Annotated in this window: 16 protein-coding genes; 11 read left to right on the top strand and 5 right to left on the bottom strand. The window is 47.3% G+C overall.

Going from position 1 to position 18,563, the window contains the following annotated elements; all coding sequences use genetic code 11:
- The first annotated feature begins 314 nt into the window (after positions 1-314).
- From BM082_RS06110 to BM082_RS06065, 10 genes are all read left to right on the top strand, one after another.
- Positions 315-1,025: a protein kinase domain-containing protein gene (locus BM082_RS06110; RefSeq protein ID WP_074925853.1), complete on the top strand. Its 711-nt coding sequence runs from the start codon at positions 315-317 to the stop codon at positions 1,023-1,025.
- 380 nt (positions 1,026-1,405) lie between these two features.
- Complete coding sequence (locus BM082_RS06105) at positions 1,406-1,951, top strand: nuclear transport factor 2 family protein (RefSeq protein ID WP_074925849.1); 546 nt, start codon at positions 1,406-1,408, stop codon at positions 1,949-1,951.
- Between the two features lie 575 nt (positions 1,952-2,526).
- Positions 2,527-4,191 carry an ABC transporter substrate-binding protein gene (locus tag BM082_RS06100; RefSeq protein WP_074925844.1) on the top strand — a complete coding sequence of 555 codons (1,665 nt, stop codon included), beginning with the start codon at positions 2,527-2,529 and terminating at the stop codon, positions 4,189-4,191.
- A 122-nt stretch (positions 4,192-4,313) separates the two neighbouring features.
- A complete protein-coding gene (locus tag BM082_RS06095) occupies positions 4,314-5,300 on the top strand; it encodes an ABC transporter permease (protein WP_017011753.1) in 987 nt (328 codons plus the stop codon).
- 2 nt (positions 5,301-5,302) lie between these two features.
- Complete coding sequence (locus tag BM082_RS06090; RefSeq protein ID WP_017018003.1) at positions 5,303-6,331, top strand: ABC transporter permease; 1,029 nt, start codon at positions 5,303-5,305, stop codon at positions 6,329-6,331.
- Positions 6,331-7,305: an ABC transporter ATP-binding protein gene (locus tag BM082_RS06085; RefSeq protein WP_074925839.1), complete on the top strand. Its 975-nt coding sequence runs from the start codon at positions 6,331-6,333 to the stop codon at positions 7,303-7,305. Before BM082_RS06090 ends, BM082_RS06085 begins: the two co-directional genes overlap by 1 nt.
- Before the next feature lie 53 nt (positions 7,306-7,358).
- Positions 7,359-8,354 (top strand): ABC transporter ATP-binding protein, encoded by a 996-nt coding sequence (locus BM082_RS06080; RefSeq protein ID WP_017018001.1) that lies wholly within the window; start codon positions 7,359-7,361, stop codon positions 8,352-8,354.
- 89 nt (positions 8,355-8,443) lie between these two features.
- Positions 8,444-9,835: a M17 family metallopeptidase gene (locus BM082_RS06075; protein ID WP_074925834.1), complete on the top strand. Its 1,392-nt coding sequence runs from the start codon at positions 8,444-8,446 to the stop codon at positions 9,833-9,835.
- A 12-nt stretch (positions 9,836-9,847) separates the two neighbouring features.
- The gene (locus BM082_RS06070; RefSeq protein WP_074925829.1) at positions 9,848-10,774 is read left to right on the top strand and encodes a glycosylasparaginase; all 927 of its coding nucleotides are present in this window, start codon (positions 9,848-9,850) and stop codon (positions 10,772-10,774) included.
- Positions 10,775-10,865: 91 nt separating this feature from the next.
- Positions 10,866-11,393: a GNAT family N-acetyltransferase gene (locus BM082_RS06065; protein WP_241810416.1), complete on the top strand. Its 528-nt coding sequence runs from the start codon at positions 10,866-10,868 to the stop codon at positions 11,391-11,393.
- A gap of 392 nt (positions 11,394-11,785) precedes the next feature.
- Here BM082_RS06065 and rocF read toward each other — a convergent pair whose 3' ends face one another.
- Together rocF and BM082_RS06055 are read right to left on the bottom strand one after the other, a co-directional pair.
- Positions 11,786-12,715 (bottom strand): arginase, encoded by a 930-nt coding sequence (gene rocF / locus BM082_RS06060; protein ID WP_017016181.1) that lies wholly within the window; start codon positions 12,713-12,715, stop codon positions 11,786-11,788.
- A gap of 190 nt (positions 12,716-12,905) precedes the next feature.
- Positions 12,906-13,526, bottom strand: coding sequence for a LysE family translocator (locus BM082_RS06055; protein WP_017016180.1), 621 nt, complete (start codon positions 13,524-13,526; stop codon positions 12,906-12,908).
- Between the two features lie 535 nt (positions 13,527-14,061).
- Here BM082_RS06055 and BM082_RS06050 point away from each other — a divergent pair.
- On the top strand, positions 14,062-15,270 hold the full coding sequence (locus tag BM082_RS06050; protein WP_074925825.1) for a NupC/NupG family nucleoside CNT transporter: 1,209 nt from the start codon (positions 14,062-14,064) through the stop codon (positions 15,268-15,270).
- 162 nt (positions 15,271-15,432) lie between these two features.
- Here BM082_RS06050 and BM082_RS06045 read toward each other — a convergent pair whose 3' ends face one another.
- The 3 genes from BM082_RS06045 to BM082_RS06035 all read right to left on the bottom strand — a co-directional run bounded on the left by BM082_RS06045 (position 15,433) and on the right by BM082_RS06035 (position 18,439).
- Complete coding sequence (locus BM082_RS06045) at positions 15,433-16,074, bottom strand: sugar transferase (RefSeq protein ID WP_371734849.1); 642 nt, start codon at positions 16,072-16,074, stop codon at positions 15,433-15,435.
- A gap of 110 nt (positions 16,075-16,184) precedes the next feature.
- Positions 16,185-17,366, bottom strand: coding sequence for a glycosyltransferase family 2 protein (locus tag BM082_RS06040; RefSeq protein ID WP_017016153.1), 1,182 nt, complete (start codon positions 17,364-17,366; stop codon positions 16,185-16,187).
- Positions 17,363-18,439 carry a glycosyltransferase gene (locus BM082_RS06035; protein ID WP_026024675.1) on the bottom strand — a complete coding sequence of 359 codons (1,077 nt, stop codon included), beginning with the start codon at positions 18,437-18,439 and terminating at the stop codon, positions 17,363-17,365. The genes BM082_RS06040 and BM082_RS06035 overlap by 4 nt, the downstream gene beginning before the upstream one ends.
- Between the last annotated feature and the right edge of the window lie 124 nt (positions 18,440-18,563).

The following is an 18,563-nucleotide window of genomic DNA, read 5'->3' as shown; positions in this document are numbered from 1 at the left end:
CTCCGGCTTGAGTCCCGGGCGAGCGCGCCCCCGGCCGTTCCGCCAACACAAGGAAGCCTCGATTGCTCATTCTAGAAAAGAGCGCGGGGCTTTTTTATATCTATTGAATTTGGATTTTGACTCTCACGAGCCTTCGGCTTGAGTCCCGGACGTGCGCGCCCCCGGCTCCGACAAGCCAACTTCAGCCTATTTGAAGTCTGTCTTCATAAATACGTGATCAATGCGTGAGTAGTGAAATCTCGCTGACCTGCGTTTCTGTCTGATCCTAGAATTACAGTAAACAGCATTTTCATCTTTATTGCTTAGAGGTTCATATGACACCTAACCATCTCAAGTTGCTAGCGGAAACCCTTGCGATGCAGGAAAGTTGGCAAGTCGGGAAGGTGCTGGACCGAAAATTCACGTTAACAAAAGCGCTGAGCTCAAAGCCCGTTCCGAATGCGTACTTGGCGACAGAGATTGAAACCGGTGACGCTGTGGTGTTGCGCAGGTGTTCACCTGGTTCTGAGAGGTCGAGTTTAGAGCGAGAATGGGAGGCTTTATCTGCATGCAAAGGTGAAGGTGTCCAACAGGCTCTTGCGCTTTATCCTGCAACAAGGTTTATCTCGGTGGAATACCATCCCGACATGGTCCCATTGATTGAACTGAGTCCGCATCAGGCTGAGACGTTTACCGTCTTGCTGCCAGCGTTACTGAAAGCGGTGCGACACTGTCATCAGGCCGGGTGGATACATGGAGACATTAAACCTTCGAATGTGCTTTGGGATCCGGCGGACAACCGAGTGTGTTTGATTGACTTTGGTGCGGCATTGCCGATTGGATTATCGCGCAAAAACCTGACGTCGTGGCACATGAGCAAAGGTTTTTCCCCAGATAGGCAGGCTAAAGGAGAAGGCACTGTACAAGCATCTGATGATTGGTTTGCGTTGATGCGTTGGTTAAGGCAAATGGACAAAGCAGCACTGTCCGATACAGGCCAGCAGCGAATTGATAAGACCATGGATTGGTTAAGGAAACAGCCATAACCTGTTTAGTGCAGAGATGTATACGTTGTTAAATATAAAGATTATCCGCACAACGTACTCTTCGCTTGAACTTTGAACTGTTTTCATTGCTAGCGCCCACATAAGGTGATCAATTTGGTTGTGGCATCGGTATGTATGTGAGAAGTGTTGAAAATCTACCCCGAGTGTTCACTTGGTAACTCTCTGATGTAAATCACTATCGATACCTGTCACAACGCGTATTTCGAGGAAAGGATCGAAAACTGTCGTTAAGGGGTAAATAGTCTGATTGAGATGCAAAAACGAGACTTTTAGAAATAACAGGTATTCACATTGCAAGAAGGTGGCAAGAGCGACGGTTTCTCTATAAGTTACGGCTATTGAACTGAAGGACATGAACCATGCTGAATGCGCTAAACTGCGGACATCTCACCATTGTTGAGAACTACATTCGAGCCAAGGACAAAAATGAACCTGCTTTGATGTCTACTGCGTTTGCAGAAGATGCGACGCTGGAGATGATCCTTAAAACCGAGAACATGTCGTTCCCTGCTATTACCGATGGACTCGATGCCATCACAGATATCCTTGTTCGTCACTTTAATGATGCGTATGAAAACGTTCATACGTTCTGCCTTGCAGACAAGTCAGATTCAACCGAATCTGAATTGTCGTGTAAGTGGATGGTGTGCATGACAGAACGTAAAAGCGGTGGCGTTCGTATGGGTACGGGCAATTATCGTTGGACGTTTGACCGAGAAACCGATTCCCGCGCCGTAAAACTGGTGATCACCATTGAACAAATTGCGATGTTGTCTTCCGATGTATCAGAAGAAATAGTGAGTTGGGCACAAGGGCTACCTTATCCTTGGTGTTACTCCGATACCATTCGTCAAACCATGCCTGATATCGAGCAGCTCAGCGCGCTGCGAAGAAGTATTGCCTAGGGGCTTTGCTACTTAGCTACTTAGTTACTTAGTTACTTAGTTACTTAGTTACTAGAGGTTTAGAGGCTTTTTATATTGCTTGCTGATTTTTTCAGCACATATCACGGTTCGGCTGTTTGGCGACGCTTGTCCAGCATTTGTACGATTAATCCACTCTGCACTTTCCCTTAATCTGTTTAAGATCACCTGAGTGAATGAAATGGAGAAATAGGAATAGTATGTGATCTTCCTTCACTGAAAGTCATAATTAAAAATGCTGGAATAAATTACTATTCACTATTCATGGCTTGCTCCTTTTATTACTATTTAAAATATATATTGCTGGCTAGGGTTATTTAACTCTCTGTCGGTTTTTACGTATTTAAAATAAATGAATAATTTTATTTTCCCTATTTTAATTTTTCTTTTAAGTGTGAGATCGTGATCTTGAAAGGGTAATAAAATATTTAAAATATCGTTTTGAGAGTTTCGTCAATTGAACATTATTAAAATGTGTTCATAGTGTCGCTCATTGAATAATGCATTCAAATGCATATTTAAAAACCTCACCAATGAACATGTAGTAAGGACTCTTAATGGTCACGAATAAATATAAAAAACTTGCGGTGCTCACGCTGGCTGCGCTAACTGCACCCACAGCCATTGCTGCAGAAAAAAATCAGCTCACTATCGTGTCTGATTTTTATCCAACGATGATACGTAACTTCAACCCGTACCTAGCGACAAACTTGCGTACAACGACGGATTTTATTTATGAGCCATTGGTGATCTTCAACCAAATGCACGGCAACAAGCCGGTGATGCGTTTGGCGAAGGACTACTACATGTCTGAAGACCTGACCCAAGTGACTTTCGTTATCCGCGAAGGTGTGAAATGGTCAGACGGCACGCCATTCACTGCGGAAGACGTGGTTTACTCGTTCAAACTGATTCATGAAAAACCTGAGCTTGACCCGAAAGGCATGGACCGTTGGATCAAGAGCATAGAGCGTGATGGTGACAAGGTTATCTTTAACCTGACAGAAGCAAACTCGAACCTGCCTTACGAAATTTCGACCATTCCAATCGTGCCAAAACACATTTGGGAAAAGGTTGAACAACCTGAAATGTTTACCAATGAAAACCCAGTGGGCTCGGGTCCGTTTACTGAAATTGATACCTTTACACCGCAACTCTATGTGCAGTGTCGTAACCCAAATTATTGGGACAATGACAACCTAGAAGTGGATTGTTTACGCGTTCCTCAAATCGCAAACAATGACCAACTGTTGGGTAAAATCATTAAATCTGAATTGGATTGGACGGCAGCGTTTATCCCAGACATCGATAGCACCTACGCTGCGCGTAACCCTAACCACAAATATTGGTATCCAGCAGCGAGTGCACAAGCATTCATGCTGAACTTCAAAACACCACACCCTGGTAACAATGAAGCCATCAACAACGTCGATTTCCGTCGTGCGTTCTCCATGTCGATTGACCGCCAAAAGATCATCGATATCGCGTTTTACGGTAACGGTGTGGTGAATGACTACGCATCTGGCCTAGGTAAAGTCTTTGAATTCTGGGCTGACAAAGACGTTTATAACAAATACAAAGGCTTCAACACATACAGTGTTGAGAATGCGAAAGCGATGTTGAAATCGGCGGGCTTCGTCGATATCGACGGTGACGGCTTTATTGAAACGCCAACCGGTAAAAAAATCGAGCTAGAGCTTCAATCACCAACAGGTTGGACTGACTTCAACAACACGGTTCAGTTGGGTGTTGAGCAGCTCCAAAACGTCGGCATCAACGCTAAAGCGCGCACTGCAGATTTCGCGGTATACAACAAAGCCATGGTAACGGGCACGTATGACGTGGCTTACACCAACTACTTCAACGGCGCGGATCCACATCGCTACTGGAACAGCGCGTACCACTCTCGTTATCAAGAGGGCGCGAGCATGCCACGCTTCGCGATGCATTTCTTCAAGAATGAAGAGCTAGATACGCTGCTTGATAGCTTCTACAAAACGGGCAATCAAGAAGAGCAAATGGTCATCGCGCATAAAATCCAGAAAATCATTGCTGAAAACCAAGTGACGATTCCTGTGATGTCCGGTGTTGATGTATACCAATTTAATGAAAGCCGCTTCACGGGTTGGTGGAGTGAAGAGAACCCGAAAGGTCGTCCTCTATCTTGGGCGGGTGTTCCTGAGCGTTTGTTACACGTATTGGATCTAAAACCAAAAGCGTAAATATACCCTGCGGCCAATCCTTGTATTGGCCGCTTTTTCCTTTTTCTGAATAATCTAATCCATTTCTGGGTTTAACATTTATTTAAAGAATTATTTTATTAGTGTTTAAGTAGGGCGGAACTATGGGTTTCTTCATGCGGCGCTTATCTTTTTATTTTGTCGCCTTGTTATTTGCAGCAACATTGAATTTTATATTGCCTCGTGCAATGCCGGGTGATCCTGTCACCATGATGTTTGCAAACGCAATGGCTCATGTGAGTCCTGAGCGTATTGCTGCGATGCAAAAACTGTTAGGTTTTGTTGATGCGCCTTTATATCAACAATACTTTACATATCTTGCCAATATATTCACTGGTAACTGGGGTATTTCAATTAAGTTCTACCCGCTGTCTGTTAATGAATTGTTGGGCGGCGCGGTTGGTTGGTCGTTATTTCTAACGGGTACCGCCGTTATTCTCTCTTTCTGTATTGGTTCAGTACTGGGTATCTTCGCCGCGTGGCGTCGTGGTAGCTATTACGATGCATTTATCTCTCCAAGTATGCTGGTCGTGCAAGCTGTCCCTTCCGTGGTTGTCGCCATGCTGGTGCTCTATACCTTTGCGATTGGCTTGGAGTGGTTCCCTTCAGGCAATGCATATACGTCAGGTACGTTGCCAGATTGGGGTAGCTGGGCGTTCTATAAAGACGTCGCATATCACGCAGCATTGCCGTTAGCCTGTGCGACCGTCAGCCAAATTGGTGGCTTCTTGATCAGCATGCGTAACAACATGATTAACCTGCTGAACGAAGACTTCATCACCATGGCACGCGCAAAAGGGTTGAGCGAAAACCGCGTTATCTTTAACTACGCAGCCCGTAACTCCATGCTACCAAGTGTGACTGCACTTTCTATGGCACTGGGTACCGCCATCAGTGGCCAGTTAATTGTTGAAATGATTTTCAACTATCCAGGCCTTGGCACCGTACTTTTGAACGCCATTCATGCGCGTGATTACCAAGTATTGCAGGGTCAGTTGCTTCTTATGACCATGTTTATGCTGTTTTTTAACTTTATGGCCGACCTTCTGATCGTGGTGCTCGACCCTCGCCTTCGTAAGGGAGAAAAATAATTATGAAGGGGTTATTTAAACTGCTTGCAGGCAACCTCAAGTCATTGGCTGGATTGTGTATTCTTGCCCTTTTTGTGTTGGCTGCAATTTTTGCTCCTCAAATCACAACGCATGACCCTGAGAAGGGAACGGGCAATCCTCACGAATATCCAGCGTTTGTTGTAAAAGCAGCGCAAAACAACCCAGATGGTTGGATTGCGACCACGCTCGCCACCAACAAACGTACATTGATGATGTCAGAAAAAGCGGAACACGTTTTAGGCACATCGCGTATGGGTCGTGATATTTGGTCACAGCTTGTTTACGGCGCACGCACTTCCATTTCAGTCGGCCTAGGTGCCGGTCTCATGGTGTGTTTCTTGGCGACCGCGATTGGTGTTTCTGCAGGTTACTTCGGTGGCAAAGTGGATGACTATTTGTCAGCGGCCATGAACATCATGCTGGTGGTGCCGCAGCTTCCGTTGCTCTTCATCATCGCCGCATTTATTGGTCAGGCAGGGCCAATGACGATCGCCATTGTGATTGCGATAACATCATGGGCATGGGGGGCGCGGGTAGTGCGAGCGCAAACCTTGTCGGTGCGTGAAAAAGAGTTTGTGCGTGCGGCTGAGGTATTGGGTGAATCGCCGTTCCGTATTATTGCGGTCGAAATCCTACCAAACTTGATGTCGATTCTAGGCGCAAGCTTCATTGGCTGTGTGATGTTGGCCATCATGACGGAAGCGAGTTTGTCCTTCCTTGGTTTGGGCGATCCAAACTCGATCAGTTGGGGCGTGATGCTTTACAACGTGCAGACGTCTTCGTCGATGTTGGTTGGCGCGTGGTGGGAAATTCTTCCTCCGTGTTTGGCTCTGACCTTTATTGCGATTGGCTTGTCACTGCTTAACTTCGCCGTGGATGAAATCGCGAACCCGCAATTGCGCTCTCACAAGGGTATGCGCCGCTGGACTGCGCGCAACAAAATGGCGAAAAGTGCTGCCGCTCAAGGAGAAACTGCACCTCAACACGTACTTGAAGAGGGGGCGAAATAATGACAAACCCTCAAATTTCCATTCGTAACCTGTGTGTTGATTACATCACGGATGCAGGTGATGTACGTGCGGTAAACAATGTCAGTTTTGACATTGGTAAAGGCGAAGTGTTCGGTCTTGCAGGCGAGTCTGGCTGTGGGAAGTCGACCGTTGCATTCTCGCTGATGCGTTTGCACAAACCACCTGCATTTATCTCTGGTGGTGAAGTCATCTTTGACGGTCATGGAGACATCTTTAAGAAGTCTGACAGTCAAATGTCGCACTTCCGTTGGAGCGAAATCTCTATGGTGTTCCAGAGTGCGATGAACGCCCTGAACCCAGTGCTTACGATGGAAGAACAGTTCTGTGACGTGATCATGCGTCACACCAACTTCACGCGCGAGCAAGCGGTTCGTCGTGCTGAAGGACTGCTAGAAATCGTGGATATTCACCCAAGTCGTTTGCGTGATTTTCCGCATCAGTTTTCAGGTGGCATGCGTCAGCGTCTAGTGATCGCCATTGTGCTCGCACTGAATCCGAAAATGATCATCATGGATGAGCCAACTACCGCTCTGGATGTGGTGGTTCAACGCGAAATCCTGCAAAAGATCTACGCACTAAAAGAAGAGTTTGGTTTTTCAATTCTGTTCATCACTCACGACATCTCCTTGATGGTCGAGTTTTCTGATCGCATTGGCATCATGTATTCCGGTGAGTTAATTGAGGTAGCGCCATCTAAGCAAATCCTCGAAAACCCGTTCCATCCTTATACCGAAGGGTTGGGGAGCTCATTTCCACCACTCACGGGCCCGAAAACACGATTGACGGGGATCCCTGGGAACCCGCTTAACTTGCTTGAAATCCCACAGGGCTGTCGCTTCCAAGCGCGTTGTAGCAAAACGCAACCATCGTGCTTTAGCCAGTCAACCACGCTGAGCGAGATTCAACCGGGTCGCCTATCTAACTGCCACCTATTTACGCAAAAGCTAGGTTAAGACGTGATTAATACCATACACCCTGATGGTTCAGGGTGTATGTAGGAGATGTTATGAGTAAGCCACTAGGAACACCGATCGTTGAAGGCAAAAACCTGATTAAAGACTTTGCCGTCAACAGTAATTCTTTGAAGAAATCGAAGATGCGTGCCATCAACGATGTGTCATTCAAAATGTATAAAAGCCGCGGCCTCGCTGTGGTGGGTGAATCAGGTTCTGGGAAGTCGACCACCGCTAAAATGATCGCCAAGATGTACCCGCCATCGGGCGGCAGCATTGAATACTACGGCCGAGATATTCAAACCATCACCAAAGGCGATGACTTGATGAAATACCGTCAAGGCGTGCAAATGGTATGGCAAGACCCGTTTGGCTCGTTGAACCCAACCCACACTATTTTTCACCACATCGCGCGTCCGTTGATCATTCATAACAAAGTGACGTCGAGCAATAAAAAAGAACTCGAGGAAACGGTTTACCACCTGCTTGAGCAAGTGGGGCTTACGCCTGCAAAAGAAACCGCGGCGAAATTCCCTCATCAGCTTTCTGGCGGACAACGCCAGCGTGTGAACTTAGCGCGAAACATCGCTGTGGGCGCTGAAGTAGTACTGGCGGATGAGCCAACTTCCATGCTGGATGTGTCTATCCGCGCCGGCGTGCTCAACTTGATGGAAGAGATGAAGTTTGAGCGTGAAATGGCGCTGCTGTACATCACTCATGACATTGCTACTGCACGATACATCGCCGAAGACATCGCCGTGATGTATGTCGGGCACATGGTGGAATGGGGGGATGTGGAAGAAATTATTCACGATCCGCAACACCCATATACGCAGCTTCTGGTCTCAGCAGTGCCGGATCCTCGCAAATCGATTCACGAGAAGCTGAAAGGCAACCGTGGTGAAATCCCATTGTGGACGCCAGACAGTGTGGGTTGCCCGTTCGCGGGTCGCTGCACGCATGCGACACCAAAGTGCCGTGAACAATTGCCAGCTGTGACACAACTGTCTGAGAACCACTTTGTGCGTTGTTATCTCTACGAGCAATAACCTCGCTCGCGAGTGTTGTGAGTGAATAACAAAACCCGATTATCTATCAAAGCAAACACTCATCACGAGATGAGGAGAAAAGGACAACGATGCTACAGATTGAATTTACCCGCATTGACGCAGAAAACTGCGACTCGGTAAGAACACTTCACATCAAAATGGGCGAGGGCAAATCACTTGAGCTTAACCAAGATGTAGAAGGCTTTAACGGCGAAATCAGCAAGAACACTTATAGCGTGGCAGATGCACAAGACATCGGCTTCATGCTGGCATCGACCTTTAAAAAAGCGCAAACCTTGCAACTTCACATCGACGCAGAAGCAGCGTCATTGTTTGCTGTCGAAGCATGGGTGAAGTGGGTGTCTTTCGGCATGGCGCTGTCGACATACAGCTACAAGCACACTGAGAGCCCGACGCTTCAACCTGTCATCAGCCAGTTTGAGCTGAACAGTGACCAAGCGTCGCTAAACACAGCGTTTGAACAAGGCCAAATCCTTGCAAAGAGCCAGTTGATCTCCCGTGAATTGATGAACAAGCCGGGTAATGTGATTTATCCCGTTTCCTTTGTTCAAGCGGTGCAAGAGTTGGCCATCGACAAGATTGCATTGTCGTACCTTGATGACAAAGCCATGTTGGATCTTGGCTTTGGCGGCTTGATGGGCATCGCACAGGGCAGTGATCGTGAAGCGCGTTTGTTGTGCATGGATTACCACCCAGAGCACGCTGAGAAAACAATCGTCTTGGTGGGTAAAGGCGTGACCTTCGATTCCGGCGGTATCAGCATTAAGCAGCCGCGTTTCATGAGCACCATGAAAGTTGACATGGGCGGTGCAGCAGCAGTCACAGGGGCAATGAATGCCATTGCAAACCTGAGCGTGCCAGTACGCGTTATCGGCCTGTGTGGTTTGGTGGAAAACATGCCGTCAGGCAGCGCGGTGAAGCCGGGTGATGTTGTCACCATGGCGTCGGGCAAAAGCGTTGAAATCATCACCACAGATGCCGAAGGCCGAATGGTATTGGCGGATGTGCTCCACTATGCACAGCAAACTTACAACCCAGATTACCTGATCGACATTGCTACCCTGACAGGCGCAACAGGCATTTCGTTGGGCAAAGCCTATGCATCGTTGATGGGTAACGACGAAAGCTTAATGACAAGCGCACAAGAAGCGGGTCTGGCATGTTCTGAGCCACTTTGGGCAATGCCAACGGGCCACGATTTGTTTGAAGCATCGCTGAAAAGTGATTTTGCAGATTTGCGTCATGGCAGTGAAGAGCCAGATGGCAGCGCATGTGTGGCAGCAACATTCCTGCGTCACTTTGTCTCGCCAGAACAAAAATGGATTCACATTGATTCTGCCGCCATGTCACTGGGCATGAACCATCGCAAAATTTATGGCAAAGCGGCGTCAGGTTACGGCGCATTGCTGTTAACCGAGCTGTGCCAACACCTTGTCTCTACAGAACAAAAGAATAAATAACGAGGAAACACCATGATCTTATTAGCAAACTCAGAAGCTTACCCAGGTATTGAAGAGTCGGCACGCCGACTACAAGAGGGTGAAGACGGTTTAACCTCGTTGATTGAAGGCATTAAATTGGTTGAGCTAGACCCGCGTGTACGTACTGTGGGTTACGGCGGTTGGCCAAATGTGTTGGGTGAAATGGAGCTTGATGGCTCAGTCATGGATGGTGATAGCCTACGCACGGGCGCGGTAGGCGCACTAAAAGGCTTCATGCACCCAGTGGACGTTGCACACCGCGTCATGACAGACCTCAACCACGAGATCCTTGTCGGTGAAGGCGCAGCAATTTTTGTCAAAGAAATTGGTGCTGTCGCGGGGAATAACCTGATTGAAGATTCCAAGCAAGTTTGGTGGGAAAAGCTTGAACAAGCGATGACACCAGAAGAACAAGCAGCCTTCCCGAACGTGCCTTTGGCGCCGTTATCAAACAACGCGACCGATCCAGAGCGCGTGCGTGATACCACGGTATTTTTGAGCAGCGATATCAACAAGAAAATCAGCGTTGCCACGTCTACATCCGGTTGGGCATGGAAATACCCAGGTCGTTTAGGCGATAGCCCAATCATTGGCGCAGGCTCATACGCGGATAGCCGCTACGGTGCGTGTGCGTGTACACACACAGGGGAAATGGCAATCCGTTGTTCAACCTCTCACGCTGTCGTGCTTTACATGAAAATGGGCATGAGCCTTGATGACGCAGTTTATGAAGCCATCAAAGATCTGGATTACCTCAAAGACGGCTACACCGAAGGCGTGACCATTCATGCAATTGACCGTTTTAATAACCACAAAGTGGTTAGCCTAAACTGTCCGGGTAACATTACGTACTGGTTCTGGGAAACGGGCATGGACAAGCCAGAAGAACGCCAAGCTGAAGTGATCATGACGAAGTAATTCGTTTCACGCTGAGTATTTTTTTATAAAGCCGAGCTGACAATGCTCGGCTTTTTCGTTTTCGAACACACTTTTAAAAGAGGTGCGGAGCATGTTAGAACGTATAAAGCACCTTATGATAAAGGAAGTTCAACGTGGTGAGAGAATGCTAGAAATCAGAACCGCACAAGAAAGCGATTTAGAACGCTTAACCGAGCTACACCGTCAAATCAGTCAGTTTCATTTTGAGCAAGCACCGAGAGTGTTTAATGCGCCCTCGGAGAAAGACAAAGCGTTTCTTCATCGGGTATTGAATGATGATCACCGTTGGTTCGCTGTAGCCGTTGAACACGATAAAGTGGTCGGTTTTATTACAGCTAAAATCGATATCAATGAAACCGTGTCTTTCATGAGCTTTGAGCCTATTTGCCGCATCAATACCGTGGTTGTGGATGAAGCACATCGGTCAAAAGGCATTGGTGGTGCATTGTTAAAAGCATGCCGCGAATGGTCGGAAGGGCAAGGTGCGGTGGAAACAAGACTTGAAGTCATGGCATTCAATCCCGCCGCGAAAAAGCTCTATGAGCGTCATGGCTTTCGCGTGCAATCGCATACCATGTCGTGTTTTCATGATAAGTAAGCGCGGAATTTATATATTTTCATGTTCTTATCGACCCTGTGTTTTTAAACGGATGGGCTGATCGTGGGTTTTCTTTTATTGTTGTCACTGGTGCTATTGGTTGATGACAGGCCTCTGTTTTTTATCATGCTTTTACTGTCGATATTGAGCATGGTTTCACTGATCTATCTTCTTACAGCAACGATTTTAGGAAGCGCTGGGTCAGTGCGAAAGCGGTTTGTTTATCTCTCGCATGTTGGATTGCTAGTAACTGCGTTTGGCTTTTTGATATTGCTCATTAACGGGAATGAATTTAAAAATCACATGTGACCATGAAGTAAGGATCTGCAGAGACAGACGCTACACTGTTGTTGGACGATACTTTATTAGCGTCTGTCCCTGCACAAATCTGCCTAAATGACACTTTGCCCGAACGCACTGAGTATCAACGAGACGGCACGTTCTGCTGAGATGTTTCCTTTGTCCAAGAACGGATTCAGCTCAACCAAGTCGAGTGATGTTATCAGATTTGTTTCGGCGCATTTCTCTAACAACAGGTGCGCCTCTCGGTAGGTCACACCACCTGGAACCAATGTGCCAGAGCCAGGGATGACTTCAGGATCGCAACCATCAACATCGAAACTGACATGAAAGCCCACGGTATCTTTCGTCACGATGTTGATGATTTCATCGCTGACTTTGTTCATGCCCATTTCATCGATGTCGCGCATGCTAAACAGATGGACGCCTGACTCTCGAATCAGTTCTTTTTCTTTATCATCAATATCTCTGACACCGACTAATGCCACGTTTTCTGGTTTTATCTTAGGGTTTGCACTCAAAATGCCGGTGAAATCTTTATCGCCATAACCCATCAAGTGTGAAAGCGGCATACCGTGAACATTTCCTGATGGGGAAATACCGGGAATATTCATGTCTGCATGGGCGTCAAACCAAACTAACCCAATGTTCTGGTTTTGTTGTTGGTAGTAGTCAGCAATGCCAGAAATTGACCCCATGGCAATGGAGTGATCACCACCAACAATCAAAGGAACATGCCCCTTGGTAAGGGCATCTCGAGTAACCAATGCCAAATCACGACATACCTGCAAAATTTCACTTCTAAATCGCATGGTGCTGCCTGTTTCTGTCGGTCTGGATTCCATTGATGGAACCGTGACATCAACTTCCTGAGATATGCGATACCCCATCTTTTTAAGTTGTTCACCTAAACCTGCAATACGCACAGCAGAAGGACCACCATCGGTTCCTCTTCGTGATGCCCCGAGGTCTAACGGCACGCCTATGATTTGAATGGATTTCGCTACGCCTTGTTGTTCCATTGGGTGACCCTCAAAAGTTTGCTTAACCAAGATGAGTCTTCCACAGTTTGTTTTTCAAAAACGTGCATCGGCAACATATTTTTAACATGCAGGTTGTGAAAAAGAAGGGGGGATCAAATATACGAAACTTGCGGAATCGGTGAGCGCCAAACGCACATGTTTGAAACGCACCGAAAGGAGGGGGTAAGCCTTAAGCCTTTATTGCCAATACAACACCACAAGTCGCTAGAATACCGCCGGAGACTTTGTTGATGCGTGCTTTGGCTTTTTGCCCATTGAAAACGCGGGTGGCTTTGTCACCAAGGATCGCATAGCCACTCAAAACACCGCCGACGGCCACAGTTGAAAGAATCAAAACGCCCAAAATCCCCGACGCTGACAGGGTTTGCACATTAATGAAGGCAGGGAAGAAGCCCATGTAAAACAAAATAGCTTTCGGGTTAGAAAGCGTGATCACCAAGCCCATGATAAAGCTGGAAGACCCTCTGGCTTTCGACGCTTTTTGAGTGGTGAGTTCGCTATTTGTCGTTGGTGATGTCCAACTTTTGTAAGCCAGCCAAATCAAGTAAACCGCGCCTGCGTATTTGAGAAAAATAGAAAACTCGCCCATGGCAGTTGCAACAGCTGACAAGCCAGAAAGCGCCAAACAGATGAAAATGTAATCAGCCACAACCACGCCGAAAGCAACCAATAAACCTTGTTTCATGCCAAAGGAAAGCGACCGCGAAACCACCGCCATCACGCTAGGCCCAGGAATAATGACGGATAAAAGCAGGGCGAGAAACAGCGCGGAGCCGGAAAATAACGACATGGTTCTTCCTTGATATCATGCAGTGGATGAATAGAAAGTGAGGGTACGGCTTAATCGGTGTTTCTGATTATGCGCACTGCTTAACCACCGATCAAGACGGTGGGTATTGTGCCTTTAATCGCAAGATTGTTTGCGGGACGGGTCAAACTCTTCTGCAACTTTCATGAGATAAAATTAACTTCCGCGGTTTAACGGGTTGTTTTTAAAAGAAACCGTGAGGAAGAGAAGGATATTTGACCGTCTTGTTGCGCAAATAAGAGCTTGTCAGGGCAAATATGATTTGGATACACTCCGCGCCCGGTTAGAGAGGCTACTTTTCATGAACGAAAAGTAGATTCAGCCAGCTTTCAATCGGCTGCAAAATGGATACTTGCCCCACGGAACTGGGCCCAGCGTAACTGTGAGCATTTACGGGCCTTATTATTCACCGTGATGGTAAAGCACACCACTTTGCATTCCTGCCAGTAGTGTTGTCTTCGCACGCGTGTGGATTTGAGCGCCCGCCTAAATCCAGATACTAAAGCAAGGTAACATAATGCAAATCATCTTCAGTTTGGCCGGTATATTGGCTCTCCTAGCGTGCGCGTGCTTATTGTCAGAAAGTCGTCGCGATATCAAATGGCGCACCGTTCTCGGTGCATTCGGCCTTCAAGCCGGTTTTGCTGCTCTCGTTTTATATATTCCTTTTGGGCAAACCGCTCTGGGTGCACTTAGCAACGGCGTTTCTTCCGTCCTTTCTTTTGCGGACCAAGGCATCGGTTTTGTTTTTGGTAGCCTCGCCAGTGGCGATTTCATCTTCGCAATCCGTGTTCTTCCTCTCATCATCTTCATCTCTGCGTTAGTCTCACTGCTTTACTACCTTGGCATCATGCAATGGTTGATCAATGTATTGGGCGGCGGTATTCACCGCTTATTGGGCACCAGCAAAATTGAGTCTGTCGCCGCCACGGGTAACATCTTCCTGTCGATGAGTGAAGCGTCGCTGGTGGTTCGCCCATTCTTAAAAACCATGACGCGCTCAGAATTGTTCGCTGTGATGGTTGGCGGCATGGCGTCAGTAGCTGGTTCTGTGCTTGGTGGTTACGCGGCGATGGGCGTTGAGCTTAAGCACTTGATTGCAGCCAGCTTTATGGCGGCACCAGGTGGCTTATTAATGGCGAAAATGTTAGTGCCAGAACGCCAACAAACTATTGATCAATCTGACTTTCAACTTGAAAAAAGTGAAGATGCTAACGCGATTGATGCATTGGCATCCGGTGCGATGAACGGCGTAAAAGTGGCGGTTGCCGTGGGTGCCATGCTAGTGGCGTTCATCAGTGTGATTGCTATGATCAACGCAGGCTTTGAAATCGTGGGCAACTGGTTTGGCTACGAAGGCGTTACATTGCAAAGTATTTTCGGCTTCTTGTTTGCACCCTTGGCACTGGTGATTGGTATTCCAATGAGTGAAGTGCTGACAGTGGGTTCGTTGATTGGTCAGAAAACCATCATGAACGAATTCGTTGCATTCCTTGATTTCGAAAGCGTTAAATCAGTGATTTCGTCACACAGCCAAGTGATTGTGACCTTTGCTTTGTGTGGCTTTGCCAACATTGGTTCGATTGCGATTCAGCTAGGCTCCATCGGTGCAATGGCACCTGAGCGCCGTCATGATGTGGCTACGCTGGGTTTCCGAGCTGTTGGTGCTGCAACGTTAGCTAACTTAATGAGTGCAGCATTGGCTGGCTTGTTTATATCGCTATAAGCGGCGATTAAGCAAAGACACATCATTTCCTTAAAAGGGCTGCGATATTCGCAGCCCTTTTTATTGGAGCGATTTTGCTATTCTTTTCTAGCTTCTAGCTTCTAGCTTCTAGCTTCTAGCTTCTAGCTTCTAGCTTCTAGCTTCTAGCTTCTAGTTTCTAGCTCACTGACCTCGGCCTGTTAACATCACCCAGATGGTTTTAAACATGATATAGCAGTCCATCTTAAACCATGTTTTTAGCGACGTGAGAGACAGCGCGTAAGAGTGGTCGAAGCCCACTTTAGAACGCACATCTGCAATGCACGTATCGTAACCTTGGTTGACTTGAGCAAGACCCGTGATGCCGGGTGTTACCCCGTAGGTGCGTTCTGCAAAGTACGGGATAGCTGTTTCAAGTTTTTGATAAAACCCTGGGCGCTCTGGGCGAGGGCCAATCAATGACATGTCACCTACCAATACATTGAAGAACTGTGGAATTTCATCCAAACGGGTTTTACGCAAAAAGCGACCAACACGGGTAATGCGGGGATCGCCATCCGTCGCCCACGTTGCGCCAGTTTTGCTTTCCGCATCAGTGCGCATGGTGCGGAATTTCACCATGTGGAAAATCAGACTGAGTTCTGGTGTTGAACGGCCAATACGCATTTGGCGGAAAAACACGGGTCCCGGGCTGTCGAGTTTGATCGCAATTGCAATCAAAGGAAACAGAGGGAGCGTTAATGTAAGGCCAATCAGAGTGAGAACAACATCAAACACACGCTTAGACCTTGCCGTGATTGGGTCAATATCACTGTGGTTATTCATAGTCACCATATTCATTCTTCTTCGCGTGTTAGATAAAAATGATGCGATGCTGCTTTCTGGCTTTGCCACTTGCGTCGTCATAGTTTTACCCTCAATAGATTCAGATTCGGTTAAACGCGCTGCCAGCGGCCCGATTCAAGACCGACAATATACCGAAGTGTGCCAATCATGTTGGCGGTGTGGCCTGACACCAGATAGCAAAGTGTCGCAAGCATTGGATTCTTTAGGGTGATCTTCAGGAATTTGATAAACGCGACGAGTGCGTAAACGGCAACCTGAGCGGCTGCACCCATCAAAAAGAATACGTGAAATTGTGCCAACCACAGCCAGCCAATCAGCGCGATGAGCATAAGGAAAGGCATCACCACGCGCAGTGCTTTGCCTGATGCAAAGGTGAATGCTACACCGCGATATTTTGGGTTTAGCAAGGCCGCCAAGCGTACCATTTGTTGGTAGTTACCGGCTCCAATGCGAAGACGGCGTTTGAAATCTTGGTCTGCATTTGTGGGCTCAAGCTCGACAGCGCAGATCGTGTCATCGACTGTGCCGCGATAGCCTTGTGCAACAATGCTCATTGGCAGCACAAAATCATCATTGATCGTATCTGCAGCGAGGGGGGTGAACAGCTCGCGACGCATTAAGTAGAGTGCGCCATGTGCGCCTAAGGTTGCGCCCATTTTGGCTTCACGATGCTGAAGCGTGGACTGGTAATCCCAGTATTTCTTCTCGCCTTCGGTAGGTTCAAGCAGGTGATAGCGGCTGTTTACGACACCAATTTTAGGGTCAGCGAAGTGCATGGCGGCAATCAATAATGCATCAATCGAAATGAGGGACGAGATATCGCTCATTGCCACAATGTCTTCGTCGATCAGCGCCATCGATTTATTGATGACCGCCACTTTCCCTTCATTCACTGCATATTCGATGACCGTCAAATCCAAGTGCTGACACGCGGTTTCGTTTAACGCTTCGCGAGCAATGTTGGCGGTGTCATCTGAGCAACCGTCACACGCGAGTACGATGCGCAATTTGTTGTTTGGATAATCTAAGGTCGCGAGATTACGAATTTTGTCTGCGATCCATTGTGCTTCATTAAATGCCGGCATCAGAATCGCCACAGTAGGTAACGCGTCATCGGCTTTTGAACTGTTGTAACCACGCGTCATCGGTGTTGATGACAGCGATGAAGGAATACAGCGCACCAGCACTTTTAGCAAGAGGGGGTAGCCGAGGTGATGGTAAAGCACCAAAAACGTACTGATGGCTGTAAGCCATACAATCCATGTACTCATAGCGATTTCCCCTCAGCCAATGCGTCGTAAGCACTTGCCATAGTACGTATGTCGGCGCTGTTTGTGACAAATTCACGAGGGCTAGCGATGAGGCGCTCATAAAGGAAAGGAAGCATTTTTTCCGCCATGTCTTTCGCGTCGCCTGCTTTCAAAATCACACCTGTTTGAGGACATAGCGTTTCGACAGCCCCACCGACATTGGTGACAGCGGCGGGAATACCGCAGGCTTGTGCTTCAAGAGGAGCCAGCGGGAAGCCTTCATTGAATGAAGGTAAGCAAAACAAATCGAGTGCTTGGTAAAAACGCGGCATGTCATCGACATACCCAAGAAAATGGACGCGTTCTTCTACATTGAGCGATTTTGCTAATTCACGAAGTTCGTTTTCTAGCGTACCGATCCCTGCAATGGTCAAGTGCGTGTTTTCTGGCAAGGTTGCCATCGCTTCAATCAATACTCGGTGACCTTTTACATCTTCCAGGCGGCCACTAGCACCAATCAGTTTTACATCTTTCGGAAGGTTGAAAAATTTACGCGCAAACTGCTTATTGCCAGGCGAGTATTTATCGACATCAATGCCGTTTTTAATGACTTGAACACCTGCCATGCCTGGCATGGTGTTCAGAGCTTTAGCGACGACATCAGCATCTGCGACCAAGGTGGGGTTCGCGACAAGACGTACGATTTTTTGAAGCAATTGATGGCGCTTATTGCTGTAGTGCCAAGCATCATGTTCGGTGTGAATCAGTGAAATGCCAGCAAGGCGTGATGCTATGCCTGCGTAGAAGTAAGGGCCAATATGATGAGTGTGAACCACGTCTGCATCCAACTCGATCAGCAAAAGCTTCAATTGCTGAATCAGCGTCAATGAAAAACCTTCTGGCTTGTTAAGAAAAATCAGTTGGTCTTTGCATGCTTCAAGGCGGGGCCAAGCTTTAATCGCTGATTCTTTATCGCCTTCCAAGCTAACAATCTTCATGCGTTTTCCGTGGCTGGAAAAACGCATAAATTCGAGCGCTATTACTTCCAGTCCGCCGGGTCTTAAATGCTGTACGACTTGAATGATTGTTTTCATGGTTGCCTCAGTTTTTTACATTTAGACACTTAAAGCGACTAATGCATGAGGTGTGCCAGAAAAAATATGTTGTAAAATCCTTATTATTCAATGACTCAATAATTCACACTGCATCAGGCTGCTC

The organism is Enterovibrio norvegicus DSM 15893 (genome assembly GCF_900115495.1).
GTDB classification, from domain to species: Bacteria; Pseudomonadota; Gammaproteobacteria; order Enterobacterales; family Vibrionaceae; genus Enterovibrio; species Enterovibrio norvegicus.
The sequence above is the reverse complement of the archived record's forward strand: the minus strand, read 5'-3'. Positions and strand labels throughout refer to the sequence as shown.